At 33.4% G+C, this 12,974-nt stretch carries 9 protein-coding genes and 3 pseudogenes; 4 read left to right on the top strand and 8 right to left on the bottom strand.

The features are described 5' to 3' along the window. Nucleotides 1–79 precede the first annotated feature (79 nt). The 8 genes and pseudogenes from V4P54_RS02235 to V4P54_RS02200 all read right to left on the bottom strand — a co-directional run bounded on the left by V4P54_RS02235 (nucleotide 80) and on the right by V4P54_RS02200 (nucleotide 6,638). Nucleotides 80–755 (bottom strand): annotated as a pseudogene (locus V4P54_RS02235) (DNA adenine methylase). A 153-nt stretch (nucleotides 756–908) separates the two neighbouring features. Continuing rightward, a complete protein-coding gene (locus V4P54_RS02230; RefSeq protein WP_455477518.1) occupies nucleotides 909–1,178 on the bottom strand; it encodes a hypothetical protein in 270 nt (89 codons plus the stop codon). A gap of 266 nt (nucleotides 1,179–1,444) precedes the next feature. Then, nucleotides 1,445–1,582 carry a hypothetical protein gene (locus V4P54_RS02225; RefSeq protein WP_455477517.1) on the bottom strand — a complete coding sequence of 46 codons (138 nt, stop codon included), beginning with the start codon at nucleotides 1,580–1,582 and terminating at the stop codon, nucleotides 1,445–1,447. Further along, nucleotides 1,579–3,752, bottom strand: a pseudogene (locus V4P54_RS02220) (isocitrate/isopropylmalate family dehydrogenase). The gene V4P54_RS02225 and the pseudogene V4P54_RS02220 overlap by 4 nt, the downstream one beginning before the upstream one ends. After that, nucleotides 3,749–3,988, bottom strand: coding sequence for a hypothetical protein (locus V4P54_RS02215; protein WP_455477516.1), 240 nt, complete (start codon nucleotides 3,986–3,988; stop codon nucleotides 3,749–3,751). The pseudogene V4P54_RS02220 and the gene V4P54_RS02215 overlap by 4 nt, the downstream one beginning before the upstream one ends. A 478-nt stretch (nucleotides 3,989–4,466) precedes the next feature. After that, nucleotides 4,467–4,973 (bottom strand): hypothetical protein, encoded by a 507-nt coding sequence (locus V4P54_RS02210; protein ID WP_455477515.1) that lies wholly within the window; start codon nucleotides 4,971–4,973, stop codon nucleotides 4,467–4,469. 178 nt (nucleotides 4,974–5,151) lie between these two features. Then, entirely contained in the window at nucleotides 5,152–5,430 is a 279-nt protein-coding gene (locus V4P54_RS02205; protein ID WP_455477514.1) for a hypothetical protein, read from the bottom strand. Between the two features lie 14 nt (nucleotides 5,431–5,444). Then, nucleotides 5,445–6,638 (bottom strand): multidrug effflux MFS transporter, encoded by a 1,194-nt coding sequence (locus V4P54_RS02200; RefSeq protein ID WP_455477513.1) that lies wholly within the window; start codon nucleotides 6,636–6,638, stop codon nucleotides 5,445–5,447. A gap of 1,431 nt (nucleotides 6,639–8,069) precedes the next feature. Here V4P54_RS02200 and V4P54_RS02195 point away from each other — a divergent pair. The 4 genes and pseudogenes from V4P54_RS02195 (at nucleotide 8,070) to parE (ending at nucleotide 12,961) form a co-directional block, all read left to right on the top strand. After that, a complete protein-coding gene (locus V4P54_RS02195; protein WP_455477512.1) occupies nucleotides 8,070–8,669 on the top strand; it encodes a nitroreductase family protein in 600 nt (199 codons plus the stop codon). Nucleotides 8,670–9,401: 732 nt separating this feature from the next. Next, nucleotides 9,402–9,966, top strand: a pseudogene (locus tag V4P54_RS02190) (LemA family protein). A gap of 124 nt (nucleotides 9,967–10,090) precedes the next feature. Beyond that, nucleotides 10,091–10,828 carry a lipoyl(octanoyl) transferase LipB gene (lipB, locus tag V4P54_RS02185; protein ID WP_455477511.1) on the top strand — a complete coding sequence of 246 codons (738 nt, stop codon included), beginning with the start codon at nucleotides 10,091–10,093 and terminating at the stop codon, nucleotides 10,826–10,828. A gap of 84 nt (nucleotides 10,829–10,912) precedes the next feature. Beyond that, a complete protein-coding gene (parE, locus tag V4P54_RS02180) occupies nucleotides 10,913–12,961 on the top strand; it encodes a DNA topoisomerase IV subunit B (protein ID WP_455477510.1) in 2,049 nt (682 codons plus the stop codon). Nucleotides 12,962–12,974 lie beyond the last annotated feature (13 nt).

Raw genomic sequence — 12,974 nt, 5'->3', positions numbered from 1 at the left:
TAATGCTTTTCTTTCAACTTTATACTAATTGATTTTTTTCAAAGACCTTTCAAAACCCATCAAAGAGTCTTTTTTTCTGTTAAAAATCACAATTTGTGATGATCAGTTTTGGCAATAGCATTATTTGAACTGCAACACGTAATAAAATGTGGTGACCTCTTTTATATGGAATTAGCTAAAGGTTTTTCAAATCTCTGGCGCGTCATTTAAAGAAAGCAGAAACTTGCCTTTTAATTGCGCAAAAATCGTGGACATCGCCTTATAATCTTCCTGCTTAAACAAATCCTTTCCATAGTAATCCTCAACACCCCAATAAAGCGGATCAAGGTAAAACAAAACATTTGATTTATCATAGCACAGCATAAAGTCTGACCAATCTGTATTTTCAATCGCACCCCCTACCAAGCGGCAGTAAATAAGCTCTAATAACGCTTCGACTTTAAAAGGATTAAATCGTGCACCACGGCTCGTTTCAACGCAAAACGTGCGCTTGACCACCTTGCCGCTAAAACTCAACCGTTGTAAATATAAAAACCGAACAGCATGTTCCAAATCGGTTAAATCCTTTTGGCTTTTATCGTGAGAAACGTTGAAACTCCTCACGGCTGCTAATCCAGAACTTTAACAAATCTATAAAGGGCGGAATCTTTTCAATGATTAAGGGTTTTGGCTAACCTTCTTTTGTCACCAATATAAGCAGCTGCTGGTGTGACAGAAGCAACAGATTTTAATGTTTCAGAATAAATTGTGTCCATACTTTCTTAACTTCTTTCATCCATAATAGTCGCCTTCTCATTGCTTTGAGTGATAAGAAGCAGAATATGTTCTATCAAATAAATCTGGACGTGCATGATAATGAATATCTATAAATTTTAATCGCTTACGCCAAAACTATGTAAAACACTCACTCATAATTTTTCTTTCCAGAGAACTGCACAACCTTCTTGAATTCGAATATTTTCAAGCCGTTCTCCATCCTTTAGTGCAGCTAAAATACGTGCTTCTGTTTTATCAACATTTTCAGTAAGCTGAATAATTTCAGATAACTTTGCGCTAAAAAGAATTAATACACCGTTATCATCAGCAAAAACCCAATCTCCAGGAATAATTTTTATTCCCTCAATCATTAAAGGCACTTGCACAACTTCTATGCGCACATGGTTTTTACCAAAAACCATATAAATATTTGTTGTAAAAAGAGGATAATTCAGAGTCCTAATTTCAGCAATATCTCATGCAGAACCATGAATAACAATTCCTACAATTTTTTGCTGTATGGCCTTCTGAGGCAAGGTGTTTTCTCAACTGATACAATCTTTTCTGCCATTATTATCAATCACTGCGACAAATCCTGAAGGCACATCACCGATATAATTACCAGCATTCAAAAATGTTTGATTTTCTAGAATAAAATTCTCATATTGTACCGTAAATACAGATCAAACTATTCCGATATTATTTGTGGTTTAATATTAGATAAAGCTACTTGCAAATATAAACTATCTAGAGCATCAAAAATGGCTGCTGTATCTAATGCTAGCAATCGCCTTTTAAATGTCTCTATACTTTCACCAAATATCATTTGCTTTTCTCCATTTGCAAATATCTTTTTAGATATCAACCAAGCTGCATATTCTTGTCAAATTATATCTAAAAGTGGCCTCGTATAAGGAAAGACAATATGATCATCACCATAATCTTTCATGCGTATAGTCATAGTAGCATGTCCAATATTCTCCTTTTTTTTTAATGTTTCCAAAGAAGGAGATAAATCAATTTCGACCGCAAGCTGTAAAAGATTTTTTGTATTTTTTTCTATTAGTTGAAAAATATTTTAAAAGTAGTGGATCATTTGTAAACCAATGAACGCCTGCATACATTGCTAATTGTTCACGAGCTGTAGTAACCCCTTTACCAACCAAATATTGATCAAATTGAGTTTCAAATTGTTCAATTATATGCTGCGCTAAAGGTGTCGATGACTGACCAACGAGCTGTACAAGAACATAAGGGATTCTCCATAAAAAATGCCGTTCAAATGGTTCATTTTCGAGATGACAATCAACCCAATGCGCAATTTTGCTTTCATCAATTCCAATCAACGTCCATGCATATTGGGCGCGAAATACAGAACAATATTTCTTCCCACTATGTTCTAAATAAATTTCTAAAAGTGAAAGAGCTTGCGTAGGAGGACCAGGCAAAGCAACAATGGAACTCTCACTATAAGAGAGATAAAAACCTGGAGCCGTACCTATAGCATTATCAAGAACTTTTGCTGTTTCAGGAAATAAAGCTTGACGTTTATTACTATTATCTTGTAGTATAAATAATTGTTATAGTTGGTTTTTTATCGTTTGCTAAACGGCTTCGTTATGAACTAAATTCTTTTGCATGGCTTTGGAGATAGCATCGTGTATTTTATCGTCAGATGTCGGTCCTAATCCTCCACTTATAATAATAAGATCTTCTTGCCCAAGACAAGAAATTATTGTTTCATTAATTTACTGTAATTGATCAGCAAAAACAAAATGACGTGTTACTTGGATATTTCTCTTTTCTAAGCTTTGAATCAAATCTTGCAAATTCGTATTCAAATATTGACCGGAAAGGAGTTCATCACCAACAGTAATTATCGCGGCACGACAAACAGTGACAGGATTCACAAGAAAATTGAGAACGGCTTGTGCCATTTGATGTGTAGAGGCTAGACCTCCTAAATCATAGGTAACAGTTTTCCTCGCACGAATAACTTGATCAACACTATGAGACAATTGTTGTGCCGCATCCTTAAAACCTAAATGATCTAAAAGTAAAGCAGTAGTATAAAGCATAGCAGAAGGATTTGCTTTATTCTGTCCAGCAATGCGCGGTGCACTTCCATGCACAGGTTCAAAATAAGCAATCTGATTTCCTACATTTACAATGGGTGCAAGTCCTAATCCGCCCATTACACCGGCAGCAAAATCAGAGAGAATATCACAAAACATATTTTCAGCAACAATCACACCAAAATATTCTGGCTTGGTTACAATCCATAAAGCAACCGCATCAACATTATGAATATCCGCTTCAATTTCTGGATAATTTTGCGCTACACGTTCAAAAATTTCTTGAGCAAATTGACTACTTTCTCGCATAACATTTGACTTATCTGCAAAAGTAACCCGCTTTAAATTATGTTTTCGTGCATAAGAAAAAGAATATTCAAATAACCGTTCTAAACCAAAACGCGTCTGTAAACGAACCGTCCATACCGCCTCATCATAACCATATTTTTCTAAATTATGATGTTTTAACCATACCTCTACTTCAGGAGATACACCACGAAAATCTAATCCTGTGTATAAACCTTCCGTATTTTCTCTAATAACACAAAAATTAAATGGCTTTCTTGAACCGATGATATATTTTACAGGTCGTACATTTGCAAATAAATCTAATTTTTGGCGAAGCTGAATAACATGAGAAACATAAGAAAACTTTTGTGCTTTTAAATGCGGTGCAAGCTCTTTTAAAGCTGCTTCTTTCCCTTTACTGGTAACAGCTCCAAGCAAAACAGCGTCACTTTCAGCGATCTTTTTCCAAGTTGCTTGAGGAACGGGATCTCCTTCCTGTTTCCAACATTCCCAACCAATATCTCCATAAACTAGTTCGATAGGTAACTGTAATTGCTCTAAGATCATTAATGCAGCATCACAAACCTAAGAACCTACCCCATCACCAGGTAATACAAGAATTTTCTTTTTCATAATCTATTAATCCATTCATTAACAATTTCATAAATCACAAAAAAATTATCATTCAATGGGCACATACCAGCATTAGAAATAATTTTGTATTCATGGTTTATGCGATGGCTTTGAGTTTTATTGTCTATAGTTGCGAGTTGCGATTTTTCGCCTACTAAAGCTAAAAATTTTCCATCATATTTAACAATCTCGTTTCTCACATCCATATCTAAAAATAATTTAAAGCCTCTTTGCATACGTTCAATCGCTATGTTTTTTGGTCATCAAGAATTTCCAGTAAAATTCTTTTTTAATTACTCCAACAGGTTGCACAAAAATATCTAATACTTCTAAAGCTCTTGATAAATCACCATTTTTCAATAAAGCAAGAAGATGTCCAAACCGTTGTTGTAAAAGAAATCCGGATAACCTAGCGCACTTATAGCAAGCGTAGCTTGTACATTAGAAAGTTGCGCTACTAACATTTGTTCTAATGTCCCAGCCATAACAAATCCTACAAGCAACAAAGATTCCTGAAAGTGGCTTTTGAGTTTTTTTGTAATTAAAGGGATGACTTCTGATGCAGAAAAGCATCCAAAAAAAGAGATAATGTGTCTAATAGAGTAACCCGGAAGCCTTTTTTTAAAACAAATTTTTAAGCGGATAACAAAAAAACTCCTTTATCCCATATTGTCATTACGGGTGCAAGAATAACAGTATGTAAATTCATATCGTTTAAATTCCATGAGTCGTTTGTTTTACAGTCCTGATAGTAGCCAGCCTTTCTCCTATACCTAAAGATGTTTTAGTCTCTAGCAAAGCTTGATATTCAACGCTTAAATTATTTAAAGCTAAAAGAAAATTAACAAAACTGCGATATATAGGTGAAAAAAAGGAGTGACTTTTCAGATTTTCTGCCTGTTGCAAAACTTTACCTATATCATAATGCGTTTTCTTTTTATGAAAATTTAAAAGTGCTAACCATAACTCTAAAGTAAGATTTCCTGTACCTTTTCCCATTCCCATTAATGAACTATCGATAAAATTTGCGCCTGCTTCTACAGCCGCTATGCTATTTGCCATAGCCATACCTAAATCATCGTGTACATGAAAACCAACCTCTAAAGGCGTAATACTTTTTATTTTTTGTACTAATTTCCTTATAGTATCAGGTAAAAGACTTCCATTAGAATCAGCCAAATAAAAAATATTAGCTCCACAATTAACTGCCTCTATTGCCATACTATGTGAATAATCTACATCTACTTGGCTTATTCTTGTGATATTTATACTAACGGACAACCCTAAAAAAAACTAGCATAGCGGCACAATTCAAATGTAAAATTAATGTCATTTTTGTTTAAACATAATCGTAAAAGTGTAATTCCACAAGCTTTTAGCTTACGAATATCTGATTGATTTATATTATGCGGATGCGCACAATAACAACAAGCTTAGCGTCATGAACAGCATTGCGTAATAACTGAGTATAATCATCAAAACACAAACCTGTTTGATCTATATTATCCATAGGTTTAAACGAGCCTTTTTGACAACCAATCTCAATATATTCAACCCGAGCTGCTCTCAAATTTTCAACATGCTCAACGATCTCAATGATATAGTCTAGTGAAAAAGAAATTTGATTCTTATAGTTACCATCACACAAAGTGACATAAGCGTAACATATCTCCCCCAATTCAGTTGTTTAGCTTAGTTTTTTAAAATCATAAAATAATTTGCTTTCCTAATATAAATTATAAAACCTAATATACAGAACATAGCTAATAAAATAGCAACACCCAAAGGATTATGTTCAGATATTTTTCCGATAACCGCTGCACTAAATGCAGCGCTCCCTAATTGCAAAGTTCCCATAATTCCAGACGCTGCTCCAGTAGCTTGTGGATGTGATGAAATAGCCAATGCTGTTCCTAATGGCAACAAAAAACCATTGCCGAAAGTAAGAATAGAAATGGCTATTAAACTCGTTACAAGTGGCCATGGACTTATATACATTTGTAGAGCAAATAATATTCCCCCTATGACAAAAACAATATATCCACGTCGGATAACACATTCCATAGGCTCTCTCTTCAAAAATCTTCGCGCTATCAAATTACCTAAAACATAGGTTAAAGAAATACCAATGTAGCTATAACCAATATATACAGTTGATAGACCCAAAGCTGTGAGAAAAAAAGGCGATTCTACGATATAAGCAAAATAGGAGGCATATGCAAAACATGGTATCAGTGCATAAAAGATAAACTGCTTATTTTTAAGAACTTCTAAACTGTTTTGAATAATTCCTATAGGAGTAAAAGATTGACGTTTTGTATGAGAAAGAGTCTCTTCTAATACAAAATAACAAAGAAAAATGGACAAAACTATAAAGAAGCTTAGAAAGATAAAAATTGCTTGCCAATTAAAAATTTGTAATAAGAATCCCCCAATTAATGGTGCAAGTGCTGGTGATGTTCCGACAAAAGGAAAAATAACTAAATAAAGTTTTCCTGCTGCGGCTTTATCCATCAAGTCGTTAATAATGGCACGACTTAAAACAATACCTGAGCAAGCTCCAAGACCTTGTAAAAAGCGTAGTACTAAAAAGGCTTGAATATTGATTGTGTAAATTATACCCAATGTGCTAAATAGCCATAAAAATAAACCAAACAGAAGTGTTTTTTTACGTCCAAAATTATCACTGAGTGGTCCATAAATAAGTTGTCCAACAGCTAATGCGAGTAAAAAAATTGCCACTGCATTTTGAATTTGAGATTCAGTTACTTGGTAGTATTGGCGCATATCTCCAAGTGCTGGCAAGAAGATATCAGTGGAAATCAAACCTCCTACTGATAAACAGACGATAAGTACAATAAATAATAATGTAGGTTTATAATACATAGAAAATACACACTTAAATATATCATATAAAATTATATAATTCATTATTTTAAAATATAATTACAATTATATTTTATATTTGTATACAAAATATATATAACAATAAATTACCTTAAATCATCATGTTATTAAAATATAAACTGTTTCTTAAAAAATTGTATTAATCTTTAAAATTACCAAAACTATTTAAGTATATATTTAAAAATTTGATATTTTAATTTAACAAAAATATTAAATACTTCGATATACAAAACAAATATGAAAAAGCTGCCCTAGATAACTAAACTTATCTAAGGTAAAATCATAGTAAGAAGTATTCGAATTGCCAATATTCAAACAGCCATTTCAGTGTTTATCATGCAAAAAGCATGCTAAACAAAATAACATTGTTTATACAAATACCTATCGTAGTTATAATGTTATATTAATCATTTGAAATGGTATGATATAAATCAATACAAAAAATACCATAATACTGGATACTGGCCAATGTGTGCATATTATGTTCTAAATTAAACAAAGCACTAAAATGAGCATCACGGCAATGTTTATCTATATTGCTAAATGGAGATGATACAGATAAATTTCCGGCTACTTGTTCAGATACGGTGCAATGAATTTAGTGCTTTTACGTTTTATGTGGTAAAGACAACAGCACGCAAGCTTATCTTTAAGCGTCAATCTCGGATGATCAAAATCGACTCCTGCATTTTGCATATTAAATTAACCATGATTCGCTGATATGGTTTACTAACAAAAGTGGTAAAAGAATGGTTTTTTGCATCCCGTTCTTAAAAAATAAACTGGATCACACGTTTTACTTCTTCTCACTTAATGAAAAACATACCGTCAAACTACAAACATTGAGGTTTACAATACTGAATTTTAGAAAAGTTATTATACGCAAACAAAATTATCAAAAGCACTTCATCTGCTATGAATTTTTAAATTCAAATAATATCAACAAAAAATTCCAATATTGCATTTTTTTTATTTCTAAATCTAAATTAGGCAATTATGCGTTACACCGCACAATAAAATCCTTTTAATAATAGAGAAAAAATAAATGAAAAAATATATAAAAAGAAAAAAATGTTTAGTATAGAAATACTAGATGCTATATACATTACATCAAAGATAGTTATAATCATAATAACTATCGCCTTTGTTTTACCTTCCGTATTCTAGCATTTCGTGATTTTGTACAATTAAAGAAAACTTGTGTAAACAAGGCTTCCTTAATGGATTTTTGCTGCATTTTTTATTTCCAATAACGCTGGAAAAATTAGTTGCACTTACAATTTAAAACTCTTCACAATGAAATAAAAAATTTATTAGTGTATATTTTAAACTTAAACATACTTTTTTATGAAAATATTTACTTCTTGCCATATACCTATCTTGTAAAATTACATGGTGGAGACAAAAAATATGAGCAATATACTGATCGAAAACATTAAAAAACGCCGCACACAATACATTTTAGGAAAAAAATTATCAATCAATAAATCTGAAATCGAGTTTTTGATCAAAGAAGCTATTCGCTACACACCATCATCCTTTAATTCTCAAAGCTCTCGTGTTGTAATTTTATTTGGAGAAGAAAGCGATAAACTCTGGAATATGACCAAAAATGCCTTGCGCAAGATTGTTCCAATTGAGTCTTTTTCACAAAGTGAAACCAAGATCAACAGATTTGCTGCTGGTGCTGGTACGATCTTGTTTTACGAAGATCAAGATGTGATTAAAAAGCTGCAAGATCAGTTTGCTCTCTATGCAGAAAATTTTCCCATTTGGTCAGAACAATCAAGTGGCATGGCACAATTTGCAGTTTGGACAGCATTAGCTAATATTGATATTGGTGCCAATCTACAGCATTATAACCCACTGATTGATGCTGATGTTGCTAGTGCATGGAGTATCCCTGCCAACTGGAAACTACGTGCACAAATGCCGTTCGGCTCTAATGAACAGCCTTTCCCTGAAAAAACCTTTATAGATGATAATGTGCGCTTTAAGGTATTTGGATAATTTTTTAAACAAAACTTGATTAACTCACAAAAAATATCACCCGTTCTTAGCAATCGATAAGATTCTTGCTACTGGCGACTGTAGACCGTGTCTCTACAAATTATCAACCCCCAAAAACATCGTTTCCGTATACAAATCACCTTGATAAGACTTCGAAAATTTCTTTAGATTATATCTAGCGAAGAGTGATAAGTATACTTAAACAAAATCTCACTGAGAACGAATCAATATTTTTTAGACAATCTTTATAAATTTGCTAAAAAACTATTAAAAAAACGGAACAAAGAAATTATTTACGGTGATATTGTATACGGAATTACGTCTAATTCATAATATCTTCAATTACAGCGTAGAGAAGAATTAAAACCTTGCCCAGCACTACACTAATACACTTTCGGACAAACATACTGTCGTAATAAAAAGAGCACCAGTTCTACATAAATGTAATCTTAGATTTATAGTAATGTCTTCATAATTAACATCGATCAAAATTAGCACTTATCAAATAATAAGGTTACTATACATACTAAATCCATCTAGACATGGATTACTTCATAAATGGATTCTAACAAAATTTAAGATGCTTTTTAGATAAAAAGGATATCCTATATAGTGGGATAGAATAACTTTGGAGATATCCGTATTTCAAAGGTATTAACTGTCTTAATTGTGCCTACTTTTTCTACAATAAGAATACTAAAATAATTTTTAACTATTTTCTTAGCATCCTTGATGCCATCAATAATCGGTTTGTGAATTTAATGCAATACTAACGAATGAAAAAAAGCACACGCAACATGGAGTGAGGTTCTAAATCAATATCAGTGCTGTGCAGACCTTATTTTTAATTTGGTAGAATCTGTAAAATCCTATGCATCTCACTAATAAACTGTTTTTACTGCTGTAATTAAAGCGCATGCAAAAGGTACACAAGTAAATGTTAATATTGATATGTTGAGTAACCAATAAATAATGCAGCAATATCTCAATAATTAAGTAATTAAGCAAATTTATTGAGCACACTCTCGTGTCTTATGGCTATTGTCGAAAATAATCCTAACCTAAAAGCAAATCAAAATTTTCTCTCTCTTCAATCACAATTAGAGGGAACTGAAAACAGTATTTCTGTTGTTCGACGTGACTATATAGGAGCAGTGCATATACATAATACTGCACTAATACTGCACTAAAAACAATACCAACAATGATTTAGGCAAAATCATGGTTTTATGATGCCAAACCCATACAAATTTTTACGATTGATTCTAATGTTTTGAAACACAGTAAATTTTATTAAGGTAAAATTTGTTTGTTGCTTAATTACTTGATTTCAGTAAATAGTTTCATGTCTTGCTTTGCAATTGTTTTTTTAGTTAGAATGTGGATGAACATATTAATAACAAAATACTTAAACACCGTCTATGACAACTGAATTAAAACATATTGATCGTGGTTATCTATCGCATAATTTCAAAACAATTTGCGACAATTTGCCTGTTGAGTGGAAAATAAGTGACAGCTTGGTTGAATATCTTGAGGCTTTACGTTGTATGCAAGAGCGTGTAGAAAATATTTTAGCAAAAACTGCACATGAACAAATTTGGCTTCTTGAACATCCTCCCCTTTACACAGCCGGCACAAGTGCAAACAAAAAAGATCTTTTGGAACCTAATTTGTTTCCTGTTTATGAAGCTAGTCGTGGTGGAGAATTTACATATCATGGACCTGGACAGCGTGTCGCCTACATTATGCTAGATCTTAAGCGTAGGAAACAAGATATCCGTGCCTTTATTGGTGCTCTGGAAGAATGGATAATACGAACACTTGCAAAATTTAATATCAAAGGTGAGCGTCGTGAAGATAGAGTCGGTGTTTGGATTAAACGACGCGATTATCCATCAACGCAAAATACTCTTCCTCATGAAGATAAAATTGCAGCTATTGGCATTCGTGTACGTAAATGGGTCAGCTTTCATGGAATTTCTATTAATGTTGATCCTAATTTAGAACACTACTCAGGAATTGTTCCTTGCGGAATAACGAATTACGGTATAACCAGTCTTTTTAATTTAGGCACTATCGCAACGATGCATGATATTGATATTGTTCTAAGACAGGAATTTGAGAAAATTTTTGGACAAACAATTGATGCCCCATAAGTTCATTAATTTTTAAAATAAAAAATAAGCATAAAGTTTTTTAACGTGAAAATTTATTCTAAATTAGGTAAATAGTTAGGCACTATGAGCAATGATAAAAAAGATCTTTTTAGTATTTTGAATAATACTCAGTCTCGGGTAGAAAAAAAATTAAAAGATTCAATTTTACCAAAGACGATAATTTCTAATGAAAATACACAAAAAGATAGCTATAATGCTTTTTCTATTCGTGTTCTTGAAGGACTAGAACCCGTTCGGTTGCGCCCTGGAATGTATATAGGAGGCACGGATACCAAAGCTCTCCACCATTTATTTGCTGAGATTCTTGATAATGCAATGGATGAGGCTGTTGCAGGTCATGCAGATTTAATCGATGTATCGTTAGATAAAAATGGTTATTTAACAGTCACAGATAATGGACGTGGTATTCCTGTTGAAAATCATCCACAAATGCCTGATAAATCTACTCTTGAAGTAATTATGACACAGCTTCATTCAGGTGGAAAATTTGATGGAAAAGCTTATCAAACTGCTGGTGGATTGCATGGAGTTGGAATTTCTGTTGTAAATGCTCTTTCTGACTACATGGAAGTTGAAGTAGCACGAGAACGCAAACTGTATCGACAGCGTTTTTCGCGTGGTGTTCCTCAATCTGGATTAGAAAATCTTGGAGACGTTTATAATCGTCGTGGGACACGAGTCTGTTTTCATCCTGATAGTAAAATTTTTGGAGAAAAAGCTGCTTTTGATCCAGAAAAAATTTATAATATGGCGTGTTCAAAAGCTTATCTTTTTGGTGGAGTAAAAATTCGTTGGAGCTGCGATACAGTTATACTCGAAAGCAAAAAAAATATTCCAGAAAAAGCTATTTTTCACTTCCCAAATGGGCTTAAAGATTATCTATTAGCATCGCTGAAAAATGAGTATAGAGTAACGTCAGAAATTTTTTCTGGAAAAACAAAACAACAAAATGGCCATGGTTCAGTTGAATGGGCCATAGCTTGGCATGGTGGTGATTCTTGCGTACATTCTTACTGTAACACTATTCCCACTGGAGAAGGTGGAACACATGAAATAGGACTTCGACAGGCTCTTTTACGCGGATTAAAATCCTATGCTGAATTGATAGGAAATAAGCGCGCTGCCATCATTACGTCTGATGATATTATGATTTCAACGGTTGCTGTTCTTTCGATTTTCATTAGAGAACCTGAATTTGTTGGGCAAACAAAAGATCGATTAGCGACAATCGAAGCTCAACGTATTGTTGAAAATGCGATACGTGATCCTTTTGATCATTGGCTGGTAAATTCTCCACATGAAGCAACAAAACTTCTTGATTGGGTTGTTGAGCGAGCTGAAGAACGAGTTAAGAGACGACAAGATAGAGAAATAAATCGCAAAACCGCTGTGCGTAAATTACGTCTACCTGGAAAATTAGCAGATTGCAGTCAAAATTCTGCAACAGGCGCAGAATTGTTCATTGTAGAAGGAGATTCAGCTGGTGGTTCTGCTAAACAAGCGCGCAATAGAGCAAACCAAGCAATTTTGCCTCTTCGTGGAAAAATTTTAAATGTAGCCAGTGCCGCTCGTGAAAAAATGAGTTCCAGCCAAACAATCAGCGACATCGTACTTGCACTCGGTTGTGGAACACGTTCCAAATATCGTAAAGAAGATCTCAGATACGAACGTATTATCATTATGACAGACGCAGATGTCGATGGTGCCCATATCGCTTCACTCTTAATTACCTTTTTCTTTCAAGAGATGCCTGATCTTATCCATCAAGGACATTTATATCTTGCTGTGCCTCCTCTTTACAGAATATCACAAGGAGGAAAAGTTGCCTATGCGCGCGATGATGCTCATAAAGATGAATTACTAAAAAATGAATTCACTGGAAAAAGTAAAATTGAAATTGGGCGTTTCAAAGGCCTTGGTGAAATGCGCGCTGAACAACTGAAAGAAACAACTATGCATCCCCAAAAACGAACTCTTTTACGCATTTCTATTGATGAATCTCAAATACAAGAAACTAAAAATACGGTAGAAAATCTAATGGGAACCAAGCCAGAAGCACGATTTCGGTTCATACAAGAAAATTCCACTTTCGCTTCCAATCTAGACATCTAATTTTTGAAAATAT

The organism is Bartonella sp. B41 (assembly GCF_053795765.1).
The sequence above is the reverse complement of the archived record's forward strand: the minus strand, read 5'-3'. Positions and strand labels throughout refer to the sequence as shown.

Excerpts from the sequence above, each read along its gene's own strand:
- V4P54_RS02230 (WP_455477518.1), bottom strand. The coding sequence starts at position 1,178 with ATGGTTTTTGGTAAAAACCATGTGCGCATAGAAGTTGTGCAAGTGCCT.
- V4P54_RS02225 (WP_455477517.1), bottom strand. The coding sequence starts at position 1,582 with ATGATATTTGGTGAAAGTATAGAGACATTTAAAAGGCGATTGCTAGCA.
- V4P54_RS02215 (WP_455477516.1), bottom strand. The coding sequence starts at position 3,988 with ATGCAAAGAGGCTTTAAATTATTTTTAGATATGGATGTGAGAAACGAG.
- V4P54_RS02210 (WP_455477515.1), bottom strand. The coding sequence starts at position 4,973 with ATGGCAATAGAGGCAGTTAATTGTGGAGCTAATATTTTTTATTTGGCT.
- V4P54_RS02200 (WP_455477513.1), bottom strand. The coding sequence starts at position 6,638 with ATGTATTATAAACCTACATTATTATTTATTGTACTTATCGTCTGTTTA.
- V4P54_RS02195 (WP_455477512.1), top strand. The coding sequence starts at position 8,070 with ATGAGCAATATACTGATCGAAAACATTAAAAAACGCCGCACACAATAC.
- lipB (WP_455477511.1), top strand. The coding sequence starts at position 10,091 with ATGACAACTGAATTAAAACATATTGATCGTGGTTATCTATCGCATAAT.
- parE (WP_455477510.1), top strand. The coding sequence starts at position 10,913 with ATGAGCAATGATAAAAAAGATCTTTTTAGTATTTTGAATAATACTCAG.